The sequence below is a fragment of the Streptomyces sp. MGP-BFMKR1 genome (assembly GCF_057766585.1).
Window position 1 is genome coordinate 7,955,265 of record NZ_CM173408.1, and the last position, 19,968, is coordinate 7,975,232.

18 protein-coding genes and 1 pseudogene are annotated in these 19,968 nt (G+C 74.9%); 8 read left to right on the forward strand and 11 right to left on the reverse strand.

Features of this window, described 5'->3' with window-relative positions:
* Position 1 precedes the first annotated feature (1 nt).
* Positions 2 to 616, reverse strand: a pseudogene (gene yczE, locus AC3CHW_RS31775) (membrane protein YczE); the annotation flags it as partial.
* Positions 617 to 911: 295 nt separating this feature from the next.
* Between yczE and AC3CHW_RS31780 the strand changes: the two are divergent.
* Positions 912 to 2,417 (forward strand): SCO1417 family PLP biosynthesis transcription factor, encoded by a 1,506-nt coding sequence (locus tag AC3CHW_RS31780; RefSeq protein WP_488468765.1) that lies wholly within the window; start codon positions 912 to 914, stop codon positions 2,415 to 2,417.
* 34 nt (positions 2,418 to 2,451) lie between these two features.
* Here the strand turns inward: AC3CHW_RS31780 and AC3CHW_RS31785 are convergent, their stop codons facing one another.
* Together AC3CHW_RS31785 and AC3CHW_RS31790 are read right to left on the reverse strand one after the other, a co-directional pair.
* Positions 2,452 to 4,017 (reverse strand): hypothetical protein, encoded by a 1,566-nt coding sequence (locus tag AC3CHW_RS31785; protein ID WP_488468766.1) that lies wholly within the window; start codon positions 4,015 to 4,017, stop codon positions 2,452 to 2,454.
* A gap of 29 nt (positions 4,018 to 4,046) precedes the next feature.
* The gene (locus tag AC3CHW_RS31790) at positions 4,047 to 4,241 is read right to left on the reverse strand and encodes a hypothetical protein (protein WP_176160394.1); all 195 of its coding nucleotides are present in this window, start codon (positions 4,239 to 4,241) and stop codon (positions 4,047 to 4,049) included.
* 237 nt (positions 4,242 to 4,478) lie between these two features.
* Here AC3CHW_RS31790 and AC3CHW_RS31795 point away from each other — a divergent pair, with 237 nt between their 5' ends.
* Together AC3CHW_RS31795 and AC3CHW_RS31800 are read left to right on the forward strand one after the other, a co-directional pair.
* The gene (locus AC3CHW_RS31795) at positions 4,479 to 4,919 is read left to right on the forward strand and encodes an ankyrin repeat domain-containing protein (RefSeq protein ID WP_387597747.1); all 441 of its coding nucleotides are present in this window, start codon (positions 4,479 to 4,481) and stop codon (positions 4,917 to 4,919) included.
* 153 nt (positions 4,920 to 5,072) lie between these two features.
* The gene (locus tag AC3CHW_RS31800) at positions 5,073 to 6,503 is read left to right on the forward strand and encodes an amidase (RefSeq protein WP_488468767.1); all 1,431 of its coding nucleotides are present in this window, start codon (positions 5,073 to 5,075) and stop codon (positions 6,501 to 6,503) included.
* 60 nt (positions 6,504 to 6,563) lie between these two features.
* On the opposite strand, the gene AC3CHW_RS31805 is transcribed toward AC3CHW_RS31800, so the two are convergent.
* From AC3CHW_RS31805 to AC3CHW_RS31840, 8 genes are all read right to left on the reverse strand, one after another.
* A complete protein-coding gene (locus tag AC3CHW_RS31805; RefSeq protein WP_488468768.1) occupies positions 6,564 to 7,283 on the reverse strand; it encodes a LutC/YkgG family protein in 720 nt (239 codons plus the stop codon).
* A complete protein-coding gene (locus tag AC3CHW_RS31810; RefSeq protein WP_488471237.1) occupies positions 7,280 to 8,755 on the reverse strand; it encodes a lactate utilization protein B in 1,476 nt (491 codons plus the stop codon). Before AC3CHW_RS31810 ends, AC3CHW_RS31805 begins: the two co-directional genes overlap by 4 nt.
* Before the next feature lie 17 nt (positions 8,756 to 8,772).
* Positions 8,773 to 9,525, reverse strand: a complete 753-nt coding sequence (locus tag AC3CHW_RS31815) for a (Fe-S)-binding protein (protein ID WP_488468769.1) — start codon at positions 9,523 to 9,525, stop codon at positions 8,773 to 8,775.
* A 235-nt stretch (positions 9,526 to 9,760) separates the two neighbouring features.
* A complete protein-coding gene (locus AC3CHW_RS31820) occupies positions 9,761 to 10,816 on the reverse strand; it encodes an NAD(P)-binding domain-containing protein (RefSeq protein WP_488471238.1) in 1,056 nt (351 codons plus the stop codon).
* A gap of 365 nt (positions 10,817 to 11,181) precedes the next feature.
* Complete coding sequence (locus tag AC3CHW_RS31825) at positions 11,182 to 12,384, reverse strand: LLM class flavin-dependent oxidoreductase (protein ID WP_488468770.1); 1,203 nt, start codon at positions 12,382 to 12,384, stop codon at positions 11,182 to 11,184.
* Positions 12,384 to 13,421: an ABC transporter substrate-binding protein gene (locus tag AC3CHW_RS31830; RefSeq protein WP_488468771.1), complete on the reverse strand. Its 1,038-nt coding sequence runs from the start codon at positions 13,419 to 13,421 to the stop codon at positions 12,384 to 12,386. Before AC3CHW_RS31830 ends, AC3CHW_RS31825 begins: the two co-directional genes overlap by 1 nt.
* A gap of 184 nt (positions 13,422 to 13,605) precedes the next feature.
* On the reverse strand, positions 13,606 to 14,568 hold the full coding sequence (locus AC3CHW_RS31835) for an ABC transporter ATP-binding protein (protein ID WP_488468772.1): 963 nt from the start codon (positions 14,566 to 14,568) through the stop codon (positions 13,606 to 13,608).
* Complete coding sequence (locus AC3CHW_RS31840; protein ID WP_217199998.1) at positions 14,541 to 15,350, reverse strand: ABC transporter permease; 810 nt, start codon at positions 15,348 to 15,350, stop codon at positions 14,541 to 14,543. The genes AC3CHW_RS31835 and AC3CHW_RS31840 overlap by 28 nt, the downstream gene beginning before the upstream one ends.
* Positions 15,351 to 16,344: 994 nt before the next feature.
* On the opposite strand from AC3CHW_RS31840, the gene AC3CHW_RS31845 reads away from it, so the two are divergent.
* The 5 genes from AC3CHW_RS31845 to AC3CHW_RS31865 all read left to right on the forward strand — a co-directional run bounded on the left by AC3CHW_RS31845 (position 16,345) and on the right by AC3CHW_RS31865 (position 19,858).
* Positions 16,345 to 17,013 (forward strand): hypothetical protein, encoded by a 669-nt coding sequence (locus tag AC3CHW_RS31845; RefSeq protein ID WP_488468773.1) that lies wholly within the window; start codon positions 16,345 to 16,347, stop codon positions 17,011 to 17,013.
* Position 17,014: 1 nt separating this feature from the next.
* Complete coding sequence (locus AC3CHW_RS31850) at positions 17,015 to 17,536, forward strand: phage holin family protein (protein ID WP_488468774.1); 522 nt, start codon at positions 17,015 to 17,017, stop codon at positions 17,534 to 17,536.
* Positions 17,512 to 18,210 (forward strand): DUF3618 domain-containing protein, encoded by a 699-nt coding sequence (locus tag AC3CHW_RS31855; protein ID WP_488468775.1) that lies wholly within the window; start codon positions 17,512 to 17,514, stop codon positions 18,208 to 18,210. Before AC3CHW_RS31850 ends, AC3CHW_RS31855 begins: the two co-directional genes overlap by 25 nt.
* Positions 18,211 to 18,391: 181 nt before the next feature.
* Entirely contained in the window at positions 18,392 to 19,396 is a 1,005-nt protein-coding gene (locus AC3CHW_RS31860; RefSeq protein WP_488468776.1) for a YihY/virulence factor BrkB family protein, read from the forward strand.
* A gap of 42 nt (positions 19,397 to 19,438) precedes the next feature.
* Positions 19,439 to 19,858 carry a YjbQ family protein gene (locus AC3CHW_RS31865; RefSeq protein WP_488468777.1) on the forward strand — a complete coding sequence of 140 codons (420 nt, stop codon included), beginning with the start codon at positions 19,439 to 19,441 and terminating at the stop codon, positions 19,856 to 19,858.
* The last annotated feature ends 110 nt before the right edge of the window (positions 19,859 to 19,968 follow it).

Sequence of the window (19,968 nt, forward strand, 5' to 3'; positions counted from 1 at the left end):
TCGACGCGGCATCGGCGGCCCCGGCCTCCGCCGCTTCCTCGGTAGCCTTCGGCCGCCCCGAACCGCTGGCGACCACGCCCCGCCGCCCCTGATCCAGGCCCGGAACGGTGAAGACCCGCAGGAAGAACTGCGACAGCGGCCCGATCGCCACCGCGTACAGCACGGTGCCCACGCCGACCGAGCCGCCCAGGGCGAACCCGGTGGCCAGGACCGCCACCTCGATGCCGGTCCGCACCAGGCGGATGGAGCGTCCGGTGCGCCGGTGCAGGCCGGTCATCAGCCCGTCGCGCGGGCCGGGGCCGAAGCGCGCCGAGATGTACAGGCCGGTGGCCGCTCCGTTGAGCACGATGGCGAACAGCAGCAGTGGGACGCGTGCGGCGAGTGACGCGAGGTCGGAGGTGAGCGCCAGCGTCGCGTCCATCACGAGGCCGATCACCACGACGTTGGAGATCGTGCCGAGCCCCGGGCGCTGGCGCAGGGGAATCCACAGGGCGAGCACCGCCGCGCCCGCCAGGATCACCACCGTGCCGATGGAGAGGCCGGTGTGCTCCGAGACGCCCTGGTGGAACACGTCCCAGGGGTCGAGGCCGAGGCCCGCGCGGAGTTGGAGCCCCATGCTCACCCCGTACAGCGTCAGACCGACGTACAACTGCGTGACGCGGCGGGTGAGGTGCGACCCCCTCGGTATCGGCACGGTGTGCTCCTTCGGGTGTTGACGGCGTTCGGGGCGCCCGGTGTGGGCGCTCGCGAGGGTGGGTGGCGCGGCCGTCGCCGGTGGCGAGGGTCGCGCCACCCGCGCGGTGGGTGCGCGGTGGGGCGTTGAGGTGGTGGCAGTGGCCTGTCTCATGACACCCTGTGGCCCGGGAGTAGGCCACTTCCAGAGCCAATCTCGGAAAGGTGGACTGGTGATCATGGGTGAGTGGACCTCGGCGGTGGGGGCTCCGCAGTTGGCGCGGCTCTTGGCGTCGCAACGTCCGGCGGGAGCCACCGCCGAGGTGCCCGGGCGCCGGGTACCCGCCTACCGGGCGCTGGCCGACGGCGTGCGGCTGCTCGTCCTGGAGGGCCGGCTGCCGGTGGCCGCGCGGGTTCCGGCCGAGCGGGAACTCGCCGCCGCCCTCGCCGTCAGCCGCACCACCGTCGCCGCCGCGTACGAGGCGCTGCGCGGCGAGGGCTTCCTCGCCTCGCGCCGCGGGTCGGGCAGTTGGACGGCCGTGCCGGCGGGCAACCCGCTGCCCACCCGGGCCCTGGAGCCGCTGCCGCCGGAGGCCGCCGGTTCGGTGATCGACCTCGGCTGCGCGGCGCTGCCCGCGCCCGAGCCGTGGCTGACGCGCGCGGTGGGCGGCGCGATGGAGGCGCTGCCGCCGTACGCCCACACCCACGGCGACTACCCCGCCGGCCTGCCCGCCCTGCGGCAGGCGCTCGCGGACCGCTACACCGAGCGCGGCGTCCCGACCATGCCGGAGCAGATCATGGTCACCACCGGGGCGATGGGCGCCGTGGCCGCCATCTGCCGCCTCATGGTCAGGCCCGGCGAACGCGTGGCCGTCGAGTCCCCCTCGTACGCCAACGTCCTCCAGCTCATGCGCGAGATGGGCACCCGGCTGGTGCCCGTCGCCATGGCCGACGGGTTGCGGGGCTGGGACGTCGCGGGCTGGCGGCAGGTGCTGCGGGACGCCGCGCCCCGGATGGCCTACGTCGTCGCCGACTTCCACAACCCGACCGGCGCGCTCGCCACCGACGAGCAGCGGCGCGACCTGGTCGAGGCCGCGCGCTCGGCCGGCACCGTACTCGTGGTGGACGAGACGATGGCCGACCTGCCGTTGGAGCCGGACGTGCGGATGCCCAAGCCGGTCTCCGCGTTCGACCCCGCGGGCAACGCCGTGATCACCCTGGGCAGCGCGAGCAAGGCGTTCTGGGGCGGGCTGCGGATCGGCTGGGTGCGGGCCGCGCCCGAGGTGATCCGCACGCTGGTCGCGGCCCGCGCGTACGCCGATCTCGGCACGCCCGTCATCGACCAGCTCGCCGTGAACTGGCTGCTGGGTAACGGCGGTTGGGAGGAGGCGGTGGCCGTACGGCGGGCCGGCGCGCGGGAGAACCGGGACGCGCTGGTGGCCGCGCTCGAACGGCACCTGCCGGACTGGGAGTTCACGATCCCGCGGGGCGGGCTCACACTGTGGGTGCGCACCGGCGGCCTGTCCGGATCGCGTATCGCCGAGGCCGGCGAACGGCTCGGGGTGCGCGTCCCGTCCGGGCCGCGCTTCGGCATCGACGGGGCGTTCGAGGGGTACGTGCGGCTGCCGTTCACGGTCAGCGGCGCGGTCGCCGACGAGGCCGCCGTCCGCCTGGAGTCCGCGGCGCGCCTGGTGGCGACCGGGGCCGGCGCGGAGGGCGAATCGACGCGGCTGTTCGTGGCGTAGTCGTACGGCGCCACGCGCCCACCGTGGCCGGGTGTCAGCGCCGGGTCGGTGGTGGCGCGGTCGACGGCACGGCCTCCGTCGCCGACGGGGCCGCGGCGTACCCCGGCAGCAGGGCGAGGACCGCCCTGCGCTGGGCCTCGCTGGTGGCGTCGTCGTACGGGTCGGGCGTGGCGGGGACCTGGAGGCGGTAGACCGGACCGTCGCCGAGCCGGGCGAAGCCGCGACCCGGCGGCGTGTCGAGCACCGGCGAGGTGGGCGGCGGCGCGCCGAGCGTGCGGTGGAGCTGTTCGTACGAGGCGGGCCCGAGCACCACGCGGGCGCGGGTGGCGGCGGCGACGTACGGGCCGAGGGACTCCGCTCCGTCGGGCTGCTCGGCGATGACGACGCTGATGTGCGCGGGCCGGCCGTGCCGGAGCGGGCCGCGCAGCAGTTCCTGAGGGCCGGGGCGGCCCTTGGTCGAGGTCAGGTGGGTGAGGGCGGCGGGTCGGTCCACCACGAGCCACAGCGGCCGGCGGATGTCGTCGGGGGCGGGTCGGCCGACGCTCCGGGCCTCGTGGGCGCGGACGAGTCGCCGCTCGGTCTCGTGCGCGGCCCACTCCAGGGCGGCCAGCGCGCCGGCCGGGTCGCTCTCCACGGCCAGGACGCCGGACCGGCCGTGCAGGAAGCCGTAACCGCCGCTGCCCGCGCCGTCGACGACCAGGACGTCGGCGTACGGCAGGGCCTGGAGCAGCAGCGAGCGCAGCAGGGTGGTGGTGCCGCTGCCCGGCCGGCCGAGGGCGAGCAGGTGCGGTTCGGTGGACCGGGCGCCGGTGCGCCACAGCACCGGCGCCGCGTGCTGGTCGGCCCGCCCGTCGAGGTCGGTCACCGGTACGGTGCGCCGCACCGCGTCCGGGTCGGTGAAGCCCAGGACCGCCTCGCCGGGCGCCGTCACGAAGCGCTGGGCGCACAGGGTGGTGGGCAGGGCGGGCAACACGCTGAGGGTGAGCCGGCCCGCCTCCTGGTCCCAGTCGAAGCGGTACTCGCGGCCCCGCCCGCACTTCGCGGCCAGCAGCCGTTCGACGCGCCACCGCGCCACGGGGTCGCCGTCCGCGAAGTAGGCGGGGTAGCGCAGCGCCAGGTGCGTGGGCCGCCCGTCGTCCGCGAAGGCGTACTCCTCGAACGCCGTCTCCCAGGTGCGGGCGTACGCGTACAGTGGGTCGGGGTCGTCGGGCGCGCCGAAGTGCGGCACGAGCGCCTCGTACAGCGTGCGCAGCCGCGCGGCCTCGGCCTCGGTGGGCGCGTTGCGCAGCGCCGACCGCTCGCGGCCGGCCCAGCCCGCCGCGGCCAGCAGGCCGACCAGCGCCAGCAGTGGCCCGTACGGCGCGAGGCCGACGGCCAGCGCGCCGGCCGCGCCGAAGAACAGCGCGGGGCCGCGCCGCTCCCGTGGGGTCCGCTGCCACCCGCGGCGGCCGGCGGTGGCGAGCGCCCGCAGGCCGCGCGCCACGACCAGCAGCGGGTGCAGGACGTCGGCGACGCCGCCGGCGGCGGTGCGCGCGAGGGCGCGCCCACGGGCGAGTGGGGCCTTGGCGATCGGGGGGCGGGGGAGCGCGGGGCGGGCCACGGGCGGCCTCCAGGGCTGGCGGTGGGCGGTCAGATCCTGATGTCGCCCAGCAGGTCGGCGAGGCTGGCGCTGCCGGCCTGGATGCTGGGCGCGATCGCCGTGCCGGCCAGGTAGAAGCCGAACAGGGCGCAGACGATGGCGTGTGATGCCTTGAGGCCGTCCTTACGGAAGAACAGGAAGACGATGACGCCGAGCAGCACGACGCCGGAGATGGAGAAGATCATGACGGGTCTCCTGATGAATGTGGACGATCACCGCGAGTGACACAAGACTCACAGAAAGGACGAAAGTGAGAAAGTTGCGAATGGGTGATTTATCGGTCAATTCACTCGCGCGTGAGTGATGATCGATCCGTAGGGTGGGAGTGCGGCGCGGACCGGAACCGCGGCGCCTCGATGCGGCGATCGGGGCTCTCCCGCACCTGGGGTGGGCCCTTCTCGACAGAGCGAAGGGCGGATTTCATGACCGAACACGGCGGTGCCAGCGCACAGGGCGGGGTGGACCCGAACGCCGAGCCGGCGCACGATCCGGAGGTGCTGCAACTGGCGGCCAAGGTCTTCGACCTGGCCCGGCACGGCGACACGGACACGCTGGCCGCGTACGTGGACGCCGGGGTCCCCGCCAACCTCACCAACGACCGTGGCGACTCGCTGGTGATGCTCGCCGCCTACCACGGCCACGCGCCGGCCGTGGAGGCGTTGCTCCAGCGCGGCGCCGACCCGGACCGAGCCAACGACCGGGGCCAGACGCCGCTGGCGGGCGCGGTGTTCAAGGGCGAGGACGAGGTCGTCCGGCTGCTCGTGCGGCACGGCGCCGACCCGTCGGCCGGCGCACCCTCGGCCATCGAGGCGGCCCAGGTCTTCGGCCGCCCGGACCTGGTGGGGCTGTTCACCGAGGAGTGAGGGCGGCCGACGGCGGGCCGCGCCGGGTCCGGGCCAGCCCGGCGCGGCGCAGCCCTGGCCGGTAACGGACCTCCGCGAGCGGGGCGTTCGGGCGCCGCGACGACCGCCGCGCGCGGGCCGGCCGGCGGCGGGCGCCACCGTACGCTGTCCGCCATGGCAGACAGGGATGAGCTGATCAGGCGCCGCCCGTTGGTGGCCGAGGTCGCGGCGCTCCGCTCGGGGGAGCGGGACCCGCTCGCGCACGTCGAGCGGACCTGCGAGCGGATAGCCGCGATCGATGGCCGGATACGCGCGTTCGTCGCCGAGCCGGACCGGCGCGGGCGGCTGCGGGCCGAGGCCGCCGCGGTCCGGGCCCGCTGGCCCGAGCCGGCCGGGCGGCCCGCGCTGTTCGGCGTGCCCGTCGGCGTGAAGGACATCATGCACGCCGACGGGCTGGCCACGGGCGCCGGCTCGGCCGTGCCCGCCGGCGAACTGACGGGGGAGCAGTCGACGGTGGTGGCGCGGCTGCGCGCGGCCGGGGCCGTGGTGGCGGGCAAGACGGTGACCGCCGAGTTCGCGGTCACGGCCCCGGGCCCCACCCGCAACCCGCACCACCTCGACCACTCGCCGGGCGGTTCCAGCAGTGGTTCCGCGGCGGCCGTCGCGGCGGGCATGGTGCCGCTGGCGGTCGGCACGCAGACCGTGGGCTCGATGATCCGGCCGGCGGCCTACTGCGGCGTCGTCGGCTTCAAACCCAGCTACGACCGCGTTCCCGTGGCCGGTGTCATCGCCAACGCGCCCAGCCTGGACACGCTCGGCCTCTTCGCCGCTGACGTGGCCGGCGTGGCCCACGCGGCGGCGGTGGTGTGTGACGACTGGCGCGCCGACGCGGCGCGGGAGGCGACCGGCGCCGGGCGCGCGCTGCCCGTACTCGGCGTGCCCACGGGCCCCTACCTCGACCGCGCGGACGCGGACGCCGTCGCGGCGTTCGACAGGCAGGTCGAGCGCCTGCGGGCGGCCGGGTTCACGGTGCGCCGGGTGCCGTTCATGCCGGACTTCGACGCCGTCTACGCCCAGCAGTTCGTCGTCAACCGGTACGAGGTGGCCCGCACGCACGCCCAGTGGTTCCCCCGCTTCGGCCACCTCTACCGCCCCGAGACCGTCGCCGCCATCCGACAGGGCCAGCAGGTGGCGGAGGCCGACTACGCGGCGGCCCGGGAGCACCAGCGGGCGTTCCGCGACCGGGTGCACGCCACGCTGACCGCCGAGGGCATCGACCTGTGGATCACCCCGGCCGCCACCGGCACGGCGCCCAGGGGGCTGGCCACCACCGGCAACTCGGTGATGTGCCTGCCGTGGTCGTACGCCGGGGTGCCGGCGCTCACGGTGCCCGCCGGCAGCCTGGCCCCCGGGCTGCCGCTCGGCGTGCAGTGCGTGGCCCGCGCCGGCGCCGACGAGGAGTTGCTGGGTTGGGCGCCGGCGATCGAGGCGGCCACGGCCACTGCCATCACGGCCGTCGACGCCACGGCCATCGACGCCACGACCACCGCCACCGACGCCACAGCCATCGACACCGCCACCGACGCGGCGGCCGGCACCGGCTGACCCGCCTGCCACGCTGCTCGTCCGCCGCGCCGCGCGCCCGTCGCGGGTGGGCGCGGCCGGTCAGCGGGGGCTTGGCGGGGCGGCGGGCGACGCGTCGGCCGACAGGAGGACGACGTCCAGGGCGCGCGGGCCGTGCACCCCCTCCACCCGGCTCAGCTCGATGTCGCTGGTGGCCGACGGGCCCGAGATCCAGGTCAACGGGCGGTGCGGAACCAGGCGCTCCAACGCCTGCGGCAACGAGTCCACCACCTGCTCCGGCACGTGCACGACGCACACGTGGTGGTCGGGTACGAGCGTGAGCTGACGCCGGCCCTGCCCGGGGCCCGCGTCGAGGACGAGCGTGCCGGTCTCGGCGATCGCCACCGCACACCCGGTCACGACGCTGTCCACCGCGTCGAGGTCGCGGGCGGTCAGGGCGGGCGTGTCGGGGACCGGGGTGGCGGCGGACGCGGCCAGCCAGGCGGCGGGCAGCCCCTCGGGCACCGCCACGCGGCGCGCGCCCCGCGCGGCGAGCAACGCCGCGAGGGTGCCGGGCAGCCCGGCCGCGTCGGTGCGGTGCACGTGGGCCCGGTAGTCCGCCAGGTGCGTCGCGAGCAGCTCGACCCGCTCGGCCGCCGTGCGCTCGCCGTGCACCCGCAGATAGTCCCGGGCCACGCCGTCCCGCCCGGGCTCGCCGTCGGCGTGCGGCGCGCCGCCTCGCGCCGCAGCGCCGGGGTGCTCCTCGCGCACGTCGGCCAGCGCCCGGCGTACCCGGCCAAGGACCCGTTCCCTGCTGCTCACGCCGTCCCCCGATCGCCACGGGTGCGCTGCCACCAGTCGCGGAAGGACTCCGCCGGCACCTCGGGCAGGTCGCGGCTGCGCGTCCAGGCGCGGCCGGGGCCCGGCAGGCGCCTGGGGTGCAGCGCGCGGGTACGCGAGGCCAGCCGCTGGCCCGCGCGGAGCGCGCGCGGGTGCTCGAAGGCCCAGCGGGCGGTGCGCATGGCGGCCCGCTCGGCCGCGTGGCCCCGGGCCGGCCGGATCACCGCCCGCGTGCCGCGCACCGTCACCGGGCCGCCCTCGACCACCCGCTCCCGGAGCCGCACCAGGACCTCGGGGATGTCGATGGCGACCGGGCAGACCTCGTAGCAGGCGCCGCAGAGCGAGGAGGCGTACGGCAGGGACGCGTCCAGCGCGCTGACGGTGCCCCGGAGCTGCGGCGTCAGGATCGCGCCGATCGGCCCCGGGTAGGCGGAACCGTAGGCGTGGCCGCCGGCGCGCTCGTAGACGGGGCACACGTTGAGGCAGGCGGAGCAGCGGATGCAGCGCAGGGCCTGGCGTCCCACCTGGTCGGCGAGCGCGTCGGTGCGGCCGTTGTCGAGCAGGACCAGGTGGAAGGCGGCGGGGCCGTCGTCGTCCGTGATGCCGGTCCACATCGAGGTGTAGGGGTTCATGCGCTCGGCGGTGGAGGAGCGCGGCAGCAGTTGCAGGAAGACCTCGAGGTCCCGCCAGGAGGGGATGACCTTCTCGATGCCGACGACCGAGATCAGCGTCTCGGGCAGGGTCAGGCACATCCGGCCGTTGCCCTCGGACTCGACGACGACCAGGGTGCCGGTCTCGGCGACGACGAAGTTGGCGCCGGAGACGGCGACCTTGGCCGACAGGAACTTCTCCCGCAGGTGCAGCCGCGCGGCCTCGGCGAGTTCGGTCGGCTCGTCGGTGAGCCCGGCGGGCGCCGGGCGGCCCCAGTGGCCCATCTGGGTGCGGAAGATGTCGCGGATCTCGGCACGGTTGCGGTGGATGGCGGGCACCAGGATGTGCGACGGCAGGTCCTGTCCGAGCTGCACGATCAACTCGGCCAGATCCGTCTCGTACGCCGTGATCCCGGCCGCCGCCAGCGCCTCGTTGAGGCCGATCTCCTGGGTGGCCATCGACTTGACCTTGACCACCTCGCGCTCGCCGGTCTCCCGCACCAGGCGGGTGACGATGGCGTTGGCCTCGGCGGCGTCGACGGCCCAGTGCACCTGGCCGCCGGCGGCCGTGACGGCGGCCTCCACCTGTTCCAGGTAGTGGTCGAGGTGGCGCAGGGTGTGGTCCTTGATGGCGGCGCCCGCCGCGCGCAGCTCGCCCCAGTCGGCGAGTTCGGCGACGGCCGCGGCGCGCTTGGCCCGGATGGTGTGCGTGGCGTGCCGCAGGTTGTCCCGCAGCGTGGTGTCGCGCGTGGAGTGCTCGGCCGCGTCCGGGAACGCGGGGGCGGGGCCGGGCGGGGCGGGCATGCCGAGGTGGATACGGGTCACAGCACCCTTCCTTCCGTACTGGCCAGGATCTCCGCGAGGTGGACGGGGCGCACGGCCGAGCCCCGGCGGGACAGGGTGCCGCCGATGTGCGTCTGGCAGGAGTTGTCCACGGTGCACACCACGTCGGCCCCGGTGGCGTCGATGGCGCGGGCCTTGTCGGCGCCCATGGCGGCCGAGACGGCGGCGTTCTTGACGGCGAACGTGCCACCGAAGCCGCAACACTCGTCGGCCCCCGCCAACTCCACCAGCTTCAGCCCCCGCACCTGGCGCAGCAGGGCCAGCGGCCGGTCGCCCAGGCCCAGCATGCGCAGCCCGTGGCAGGTGGGGTGGTAGGTGACGGTGTGCGGGTAGTACGCGCCGACGTCGGTCACCCCGAGGACGTCCACCAGGAACTCCGTCAGCTCGTACGTCCGTGGCACGACGCTCGCCGCCGCCTCGGCCAACGCGCCGCCCCGGCCCTCGGCCCACGCCCTGGCCCCCAGGCGCGGATAGTTGTCCCGCACCATGGCGACGCAGGAGCCGGAGGGGGTCACGATGTGGTCGTAGCCCGCGAAGACCTCGGCGTAGTGGCGCAGCAGCGGTTCGCTCTCGTGCCGGTACCCCGTGTTGTACTGCGGCTGGCCGCAGCAGGACTGGGCGGCGGGGAAGTCCACCTCGACCCCCAGCCGCTCCAGGAGGGTGACGACGGCCCGGCCGGTGCGCGGGTAGAGGGTGTCGTTGACGCAGGTGACGAAGAGGGCAACGCGCACGGACGCTCCTTCCGGCCCGGCCCGCCTCGCGAGGTGCCCTGGCCCTTCCGGTTCGGCCTGCCTCGGCCGGTGGCGCCGGCCGACCACCGGGGCGGGCCCGGAACGTGATCAACCGCGGTGGCCATCCTGCCGCAGCCGATGTGCGGTGTGAAGTATGACCGGGCCGCCACCCTCGCGCGCCGGCCGGCGCCGTTCGCCCGGTTGGCGGGCCGCCTCCGGAGCGCGTGCTCCGTGCTCAGGCGGCCACGGGCGTGGGCTGGTCCAGCAGCCGGTGGATCTCCCGTACGGCCGCGCCGCCGGCCCGGTTGGCGCCGATGGTGCTGGCCGACGGGCCGTACCCGACGAGGTGGACGCGCGGGTCGCGGACGGCCCGGGTGCCGTCCAGGGCGATGCCGCCGCCCGCCTCGCGCAGCCGCAGCGGGGCCAGGTGCTCGACGGCCGGGCGGAAGCCGGTGGCCCACAGCACCACGTCCGCCTCGACGAACCGGCCGTCGTCCCAGGCGACGCCGGAACGGGTGAGCCGGTCGAACATGGGGTGCCGGTCCAGGACGCCCGCCGCCCGGGCCCGCTCCATCGCCTCCGTCATCGGCAGCCCGGTCACGGAGACCACGCTGCGCGGCGGCAGGCCGCGCCGCACCCGCTCCTCGACCATGGCCACGGCGGCGCGCCCCTCCTCCGGGCCGAACGGGCCGCTGCGGAACAGCGGCGGGCGCCGGGTCACCCAGGTGGTCTCCGCCGCCACCTCGGCGATCTCCAGGAGGTGCTGCACGGCGGAGGTGCCGCCGCCGACCACGACGACCCGCTGCCCGGCGAACGCCGCCGGCCCCGGGTACCGCGCGGTGTGCAACTGGCGGCCGGCGAACGTCTGCTGGCCCGGGTAGCGCGGCCAGAACGGGCGGTCCCAGGTGCCGGTCGCGTTGATCACGGCCCGGGGCGCCCAGTCGCCCACCGAGGTGCGCACCAGCAGCCGCCCGTCCGCCCCATCGCGCACCGAGCTGACGTCCACCGGCCGGCGCACCGGCAGCTCGAAGGCGCGCTCGTACGCGGCGAAGTACGCGCCGATCACCTCGGACGAGGGCCGCTCGGGGTCGGCCCCGGTCAGCTCCATGCCCGGCAGCGCGTGCATCCCGTGCACCTTGCCGTACGTCAGGGTCGGCCAGCGGAACTGCCAGGCGCCGCCCGGCGCGGGGGAGTGGTCGAGCACGACGAAGCCCGTGTTCGGCTCGTAGCCGCGCCTGCGCAGGTGGTACGCGCTGGAGAGGCCGGCCTGACCAGCGCCGATGACGAGCACGTCGAGCGGCGTCGGCGCCGTGGGCCGCGCCGCGCCGCCACTCCCCGGGCCGCCGTCCGCCGTCCGGCCGACTCCGGTCCCTCGCTCCCGCACCACCCCAGTGTTGTTCACGCTTCTACTAACTTGGGCGGCGCGAGAAATCTTCCCGCGCGGCACGGGGCCGTACGGCAGCACGCCGCTCCAGCCGGTTCCCCGCGCGTGCCGCCCCAGCGCGCTCGGCGGCGGAACCGCGCCCCGGCTTCCCGCACGCCTCGTGGGAGGGCCCGCACGCCCCGGCCCCGGGCGAGAGCCCGCGTGCGCTCCAGAAGAGAGCCCGCCCGGCCCCGCCACTCGCTGGCGGGGCCGGGCGGGAGCACCGCTGCCCCTCACCGCCCCCCGGCGACCAGCAGCGGTGCGCCACCCGGCGTGGGCGCCGGGTGGCCGTGGGTGAGGGGCGCCCGCGCGCCCCCGGTCGAAGTCGCCAGCAGCCCGCGCGCCGCCAACTCGGGCGCGACGCCCTCGCCGAACCAGTACGCCTCCTCCAGGTGCGGGTAGCCCGACAACACGAAGTGGTCGATGCCCAGCGCGTGGTACTCCTCGATCCGGTCGGCGACCTCCGCGTGGCTGCCGACCAGCGCCGTGCCCGCGCCACCCCGCACCAGGCCGACGCCCGCCCACAGGTTCGGCGCGATCTCCAGCTTGTCGCGCGAGCCGCCGTGCAGCGCCAGCATCCGCTGCTGGCCCACCGACTCGCTGCGCCCCAGGGCCCGTTGGGCGGCGGCGACCGTCTCCGCGTCGAGGTCGTCGAGCAGCCGGTCGGTGACGGCCCACGCCTGCTTCGCCGAGTCCCGCGAGATGGTGTGCAACCGGATGCCGAACCGGACGTCGCGCCCCGCGCGCTCGGCGAGCCCCCTGATCCACCCGATCTTCTCCCGCACCTGCGCCGGCGGCTCGCCCCAGGTCAGGTACACATCGGCGTGCTCCGCCGCGACCGGCCCCGCCGCCGGCGACGAGCCCCCGAAGAAGACGGGCGGCAGCGGGTCGGGCGGCAGCGCCGTCAGCCCGCCCTCGATCCGGTAGTGCTCGCCGGCGAAGTCGTACGGCTCGCCGCGCCACGCGCCCCGCACCACCGACAGGAACTCCGCCGTGCGCGCGTACCGCTGGTCGTGGTCCAGGTGGTCGCCGAACCGGCGCTGCTCGGTGGAGTCGCCGCCGGTCACCACGTTCAGCAGCAGCCGCCCGCCGGTGATCCGCTGATAGGTGGCCGCCATCTGCGCGGCGAGCACCGGCGAGAGCACCCCGGGCCGGAAGGCGACCAGGAACCTCAGCCGCTTCGTGTGCTGGGCCAGGGCGGCCGTCGTCAGCCAGGCGTCCTCGCACCAGGTGCCGGTGGGCGTCAACACCGCCTCGAAGCCGAGGTGTTCGGCGGCCTTGGCGATCTGCGTCAGGTAGTCGATGTCGGGCGCGCGCACCCCGCTCACCGGCCCGATGCCCGAGCGGCCGGTGTCGGCGGCGGCGTAGGCGTGCCGATCCACCAGGGTGCGGCCGTCGCCGCCGGTGGGCAGGAACCAGTGCAGGTGGAGGGACATCAGTGGCCCTTTCCGTAGGAGCGGGGCGCCGCGGTGGACGGTGGCAGCCCGGCGTTGAAGCGGGTGTCCACGAAGTCCCGGAAGGAGAACCGGCGTGGGGTCAGGCCCAGTTCGGCGAAGGTGTCGGCGATCTTCTGCTCGGAGGCGACCGCGGCCTCGTCCACGGCGACGGTGACCCGGGTGCCGTGCGAGCGGTGCACCGAGTCGAGCGCCGTCTCGTACGGCAGCCCCGTCTCCTTCGCCCACACCTTGGCCCACTCCTCGGGGTGCGTGAACACCCAGTCCTGGGCGCGGTGCAACCGGCGCAGGTAGTCGGCGATGACCTTGGACTTCTCGCCGTCGTCGAGCGTCGCCGGGGCGGCCACCTGGAAGCCGAGACCGTTCACCACCCCCTGCCCCGTCGTGAGCACCCGGGCGTCGGCCTGCCGCAGGGCCTGCGAGGTGTACGGGTCCCAGATCGCCCAGGCGTCCACCTTGCCCCGGGTGAACGCGGCCAACGCGTCGGCGGGTTGGAGGAGGCTCACCTTCACGTCGTCGATCGACAGGCCGGCCTTGGCCAGCGACGCGGTCAGTTGGTAGTGCGCCGAGCTGCCCTGGGCCACCGCGACCGACTTCCCCCTGAGGTCGGCGACCGTCCGTAGCTCCGAGCCCTTCTTGACCACGATCGCCTCGCCGTACGAGGTGCCGTGCGTCGCCGCGATCACCTTGATCCTCGACTTCGCGGCGGCGGCGAACACCGGCGGGGTGTTGCCCACGGCCCCGATGTCCACCGCCTTCGCGTTGACCGCCTCAAGCAGCGGCGGACCCGAGGTGAAGGTCGACCAGCGGATCTTGTACGGCAGGTCGTCCAGCTCACCGGCGGCCCGCAACACCGCCTCCGAGCCGCCCTTCTGGTCGCCCACGTTGAGGGTCACCGAACCCTTGCCGTCGGTGTTGCCCCCGCCCGAGTTCGCGGACGAGGAGCCCGAGCAGCCCGTGAGGAGCAGGACCAGCGGGAGCAGCAGGGCGGGGAGGGCGATGGCGGTGCGCGCGCTCATGACAGCGAGTCCGTTCGGGTGCGGCGGTGGTCGGCGATCCGGGGGCTGGTGGGGGTCGCGACGCGCGGAGCGCCATCGGGGTCGCGGCGGATGCTGCCGCGCGGGCAGTGCGGCCCGCGCCCCCTCGGCGGCATCCGGGGCGCGCCAGGCGCCGGGCTCATACGGTCCGTGAGGTCCATGTGACTCACCCCTCCTTCCGGACGGCGTCCGACGCGACGTCCGATACGGCGTTCGTTACGGCCTCAGCAGTGACGTCGGGGCCGACCAGAGCCGCCACGCCGAGCCGGCCGAGCAGTTCGGCGCGCAGCGCGGTGAACGCCGGATCGCCCGCGTCGCGCGGCCGATCCAGGCCCACCGGCGTCTCGTACGCGATGACCCCGCGGTCCATCACCAGCACGCGATCGGCCAGCGACACCGCCTCGTCGACGTCGTGCGTCACGAGCAACACGGCGCAGCCGCGCCGCTGCCAGACGTCGGCGACCAGCCGCTGTGCCGTGATCCGGGTCAGCGCGTCCAGCGCGCCGAAAGGCTCGTCCAGCAGCAACAGATCCGGCTCGCGCACCAACGCCCGGGCCAGCGAAGCGCGTTGGGCCTCGCCGCCGGACAGCGTCTTGGGCCAGGCGGTGGCGCGTTCGGTGAGCCCGACCTCGGCCAGCGCGCGCTCCGCGGTGGCCCGGTCGGGACGCCCCGGAAGGCCGAGCAGCACGTTGCGCCACACCCGCTTCCACGGCATCAACCGGGGCTGCTGGAAGGCGACCGCGCGAGCCCGTGGAACCCGGACCAGCCCCTCGATCTCGCGGTCGAGCCCGGCCAACACGCGCAGCAGCGTGGACTTGCCACACCCACTCCGGCCGAGCAGGGCCACGAACTCGCCCGGGCGCACGGTCAGATGGAGGTCGTCGATGACCCGCCGGCCGCCGAAGGACCGGCTGAGCCCGGCGACCTCGATGGCGACAGCCGCACCGCCGCCCGGCACACCCGTACCCTCGCCGGCCGTGCCGCCACCGGGGCCGCGCGCGCCGTCGGGCCGCGGCCCACGCGCCGGCGCGGGGCCGTCCGCGTGGGGCGCGTCCACCTCCGGAGCCGGGGCCCGGTCGGTGGCCGTCTTCTCCAGGGGGCCTATGCGCCCGTGAACGTCGGTCGCCATTGCAGCAACAGCCTTTCGAGAGTACGGACCACGAAGTCGGCGAGCAGCCCGAGGACCGCGTAGACGAGCAGGCAGACGACGATCACGTCGGTCTGGAAGAACTCCCGCGCCCGGTTGAGCAGGAAGCCGATGCCCTCGTCGGCGTTGATCGTCTCGCCGAAGACCAGCGCCAGCCACGCGGTGGCCAGCGAGTACCGCAGCCCGGTCATCGCGCCGGGCAACGCGCCCGGCAGCACGACGTGCCGCACCAGGCCCCACCGGTTCAACCCGAGCGCGGTGCCGGCCTCGATGAGTCCGGCGTCCACGCCGCGGATGCCCGCGTAGACGTTGAGGTAGAGGTGGAAGGCGACGCCGAGCGCGATGAGCGCGATCTTCGGCGCCTCGCCGATGCCGAGCCAGATGATGAACAGCGGGATCATCCCGACCCAGGGGATGCTGCGCAGCATCTGCACGCTGGCGTCGATCAGGTCCTCGCCGAGCCGGGAGAGCCCGGACAGCAGGGCGAGGGCGATGCCGACGAGGCCACCGAGCGCGAGCCCGATCGCCACCCGCTGGACGGACACCGCCATGGCGTCGGGCAGGGTGCCGTCCCGGGTCATGTCGGCCGCGGTGCTGGCGATGGTGCCGGGCGAGGCGAGCGTGTCGGGGCTGAGGACTCCCGTCGCGCTGCACACCTGCCACAGGGCGAGCAGGGCGAGCGGACCGGTGGCGCGGCGCAGCCAGCGCGGCACGGACCGGCGGCGCGCGGACAGGGGGACGACCGGTTCGAGGACCGGAGACATGGGGGCTCCACGGAAGTGGGTAGGCCAGGGCGACCCGCCGCGTGCGGCGCGCGGCACGCACCCGGGGCCCGGGCGAGCGGAGAGGGAGCGGCGACCCGTACGCCGACGCCGACGACCTGCGCCGACTGACGCCGACGAGCGCACGCATGCCGGAAAGGTCGGCCCACGCCGTCCCGCTCAGGAGCCGGTCGGGCGCGGCGGCCGGGCCGTCAGCCTGCGGAGGAACGCCGAGGAAGGCACGCGGGGAAGCCGGAAAGGAGGAAGAGGGGAGAACGAACCGTCAGCGGGCGCGGCGACACGCGGCGGATGCCACCCGCAGCAGGTCGATGTGACCGCGCGTGGTGAGCAGGGCTGACGTAGACATGCGCTCGAACGTAGCGACGCCCCTCGGATGGGTCAACGCCCGTCTCGCCTGCCGGACCTTTGTTGCGACGGCCTTGCGACGGCCTAACGGGAGCGTGTACCGACCGCACGACCGTGCGCACTGGTCGCCGGTGGGCAGGGCAGCAGCGGGCGCGGGCACTCCCGGCACCCACGCGCCCGGGCTCCGCCGAGGGCCGCCGCGCCGAGGCCGTGGAGCGGTCGCGGGCTTTTCCGTCGCGGCGCGGTTGTTTCGTACCACCGAGGGTGGGTTACCCGGACGATCCGAACCACGACGCCGGGCAGCGGCCGGCCCCGGCGTCACGGTGGCCCCACGGGGCCGGGCATGGCCCGCACGGGAGCGGACACCCGCTCCGCGCGCGGGGCGCGCCGAGCGGGTCCGAGCGGCCAGGCCGCGAAGCCGTGCGGTACGCGCGGCACGCGGGCGGGTCGTCACGCTACGGATCCCGCTGCCGCACGACAGACCCGAAGGAGGCCCACACCCGGTCGGCACTCGGGCCGAACGGCCCGAGCGAGCCGAGGACCCGAACAAGCCGAAGCGAAGCCAAGCCGACAAGCCGAGCCGACAGCCCTCACCGGCTGGACGGCCGCGACAGGCGACAGAGGAGGACTCGTGAGTGGTGAGACCGCGAACACTGGTACGGAGCGTGTGCAACAGGCCGGGCAGGCGGCGAAGGACGAGGCGTCGGCGACGGCCGGGCACGCCAAGGAGGCCGCCGGCGAGGTCGCGGGCACCGCGGCGCAGCAGGCCAGGGCCGTGACGGACGAGGCCAAGCAGCAGGCCGGCGCGGCGGTGCACGACCTCAAGGGGCGCATCGCCGACGAGGCGGAGGGCCAGGCCGACCGCATGGCGCACACCCTGCGGCAGTGGTCGGACGACCTGGCCGGGCTCGCGCGCAACGCGCCCGACGACTCGCCCGCCCGGAGTCTGGTCTCCCAGGCCGCCGACGGCGGCCACCGCGCCGCCGACTACCTGGACCGACAGGGGGTCAGCGGCCTGGTCGACGACCTCCAGGGATTCGCCAGGCGGCGGCCCGGTGCGTTCCTGGGTGGGGCGGTGCTGGCCGGCGTGGTCGTCGGCAGGCTCGTGAAGGCCGGTAGCGGCTCGAACGGCCGGGCCACCACCAGCGGTGGAGCCTCGTACGACGGCGCCCGCGACGCTGGCCGAGGCCCCGGCGCCGAGCGCCCGCTGGCCACCGGCGGCCGGGGATCGCCCGAGGACGGGCAGGCCCTGCCGCGCGGCTCCGACCACCCGGAACTGCTCGGATACCCGGAGAGGTGACATGTCGACTTCCACTTCCACATCCACTTCCACTTCCACATCCACCCGGCCGCGTCAGTACCCCAGCGCGGTCCAGGACCGGGCGCCGGACCTCGACGGGCACGGCGCCACCCGGCACGAGACGTACGAGCCCTACCGCCCCGCGAAGAACCGGTCGGTCGGCGAGCTGGTGTCCGACGTGACCTCGGACGTCCAACAACTCTTCCGGCAGGAAGTGGAGTTGGCGAAGGCCGAGGTGCGGGAGGAGGCCACGAAGGCGGGCAAGGCGGCGGGCATGTTCGGCGGCGCCGGGTTCGCCGGGTACATGGTCGCCGTGCTGCTGTCTCTGACGGCGGTGTTCGCCCTGGCCAACGTGATGGACCTGGCCTGGGCCGCGCTGATCGTCACCGGCGTCTGGGCAGTGATCGGAGCGGTTCTCTTCCTGCGGGGCCGCGCCCAGATGAGGACCGTGTCACCGAAGCCGGAACGCACCATGGAAACCCTCAAGGAGGACGCGCGATGGGCACGTCACCCGATCGGATAAGGGCCGACATCGAGACCACCCGGGCCAAGCTGTCCGCTGACCTCGATCGGCTCGCTGACCGCACCAGCCCCCGCCGCGTGGCTCACCGCCGCGGGCGTCGGATGCGCAACTCGGTCACCGGCATGCGAGAACGCGTCATGGGAACCGCCTCGCACGCCACCGACCAGGCCGGGGACCGCGCCCAACAGGCGAGCGACCGGGCCCAACAGGCGGCGGAGTCGGCCCGCGAGGGCGTGGGCCAGGCGGCGGACACCGCCAAGCAGGCGGCCGGCCAGGCGAGCGACGCGGTCCGCCAGGCGCCCGAACAGGCGGTGGCCCAGACGCAGGGCAACCCGCTCGCGGCCGGCCTGATCGCCTTCGGCGCCGGGATGCTCGTCGCCTCGCTGGCCCCGGCGTCCCGCGCCGAGGAGCAGGCGGCGGCCCAACTCACCGAGCACGCCAGCGGCGTGATCGAACCGGTCAAGCAGGCCGCCACCGAGTCCGCCCAGCACCTCAAGGAGGAGGCCACCGACACGGCGAAGCACGCCGCCGACGAGGTCAAGGGAACGGCGTCCAAGGCCGCCCGGACCACCCAGGAACACGCCCGCGAACAGGCGGGCGACGTCACCGACCACGCCCGGCGCTCCGGGGCGAACGTGGCCGACGAGGCCCGCGAAAGCGGCGGACAGACGTAGCGGACCGGCGTGGCGACCACGGCAGCCCCCCGACCAAGCGCGAGCGCCCCCACCCTGCGGCGGCGCGGAACGGAGCTGGTGAACCACCATGGCGTTGCACAAGGCAGGACCGAAGCGACGGCATTCACCCAGGCCCCAGGGGCCGGATGAGCCCGCGCCGCCGCGGGCCGCGGGCGCCTCCGTGGGAGGCGGCCCCGCGGCTGCTGGCGACCCGCCGGCAGCCGGCAGGTCGCCCCAGGCGCCGCACGGGGACCAACCCCACGCGGACCAACCCGCCAAGGCGCCGACGGACCTGCCCAGCCGTTCTTGGAGGGCCGTCCTCAAGCGCACGATCAAAGAGTTCAAGGACGACAACCTCAGCGACTGGGCCGCGGCCCTGACCTACTACGGCATCCTGTCCATCTTCCCCGCCGTCATCGCCCTGCTGTCGATCGTCGGGTTGCTCGGCACCTCGCAGGTCAACTCGCTGATCGACAACGTGCGCGAGCTGGCGCCCGGTGCCGTGCAGGACACCCTGGTGAGCATGTTGGAGCAGATGCGCGACGGGCAGGGCAAGGCGGGCATCGCCCTGGCCATCGGTGTCCTGATCGCGCTGTGGTCGGCCTCGGGTTACGTCGCCGCCTTCATGCGCGCCTCCAACGCGGTCTACGACATCGGCGAGGGCCGCCCGGTCTGGAAGACGCTGCCCACGCGCCTGGGCATCACCATCGTGGTGGTCCTGTTGCTCGCGGCCATCGCCGTGGGCGTGGTCTTCACCGGCACGCTGGCCAAGAAGGCGGGCGAGGTCATCGGCGTCGGCGACACCGCCGTCACGGTCTGGAACATCGCCAAGTGGCCGGTGATGCTGCTGCTGTTCAGCGTGATCGTCGCCCTGCTGTACTGGGCCGCCCCCAACGTCAAACGCAGCATGCGCTGGGTCAGCCCGGGCAGCCTCATCGCCGTCCTCATCTGGATCGTCGCGTCGGCCGGCTTCGCGGTGTACGTGGCGAACTTCAGCAGCTACAACAAGACCTACGGCAGCCTCGCCGCGGTCATCATCTTCCTGGTCTGGCTGTGGATCTCCAACCTGGCCATCCTGCTGGGCCTGGAGTTCAACGCGGAACTGGAACGCAGCCGCGCCATCCAAAGCGGCCACCCACCCACCGAGGAGCCGTACGTCGAACCCCGCGACACCCGCAAGTTGTGACCCCACCCCACGGCACCGGGTGAGGAGCGGCAGGATGAAGCCATGAGCCCATTCACCACCCACGTCCTCGACCTCACCACCGGCTCCCAGGAGACGGTCACCGACCTGACCTCGGCGTGCGCCGACTTCCTCCACGAGGCAGCCGCCGGCCGGGACGGCCTGCTGAACGTCTTCGTCCCGCACGCCACGGCCGGCGTCGCCGTCCTGGAAACCGGCGCGGGCAGCGACGACGACCTCCTGGCCACCCTGCGCGACCTCCTCCCCGCCGACGACCGCTGGCGCCACCGCCACGGCACCCCGGGCCACGGCCGCGACCACGTCCTGCCGGCACTGGTGGCACCGCACGCGACGTTGCCGGTGGTGGGTGGGGAACTGGCGCTGGGAACGTGGCAGTCGGTGTGTCTGGTGGACACGAACGTCGACAACCCGCGGCGGCAGGTGCGGCTGAGTTTCCTGGGTTGACCAGGATCATCCTGCGCCGGCACGCGTGTGTGCGGGGCCCCTGGGAGGGCCCCGCACCGTGCGCTGTGACCGTGGAGTCGACCGTCGGCCCAGAGGACGCGGCGGCCCGG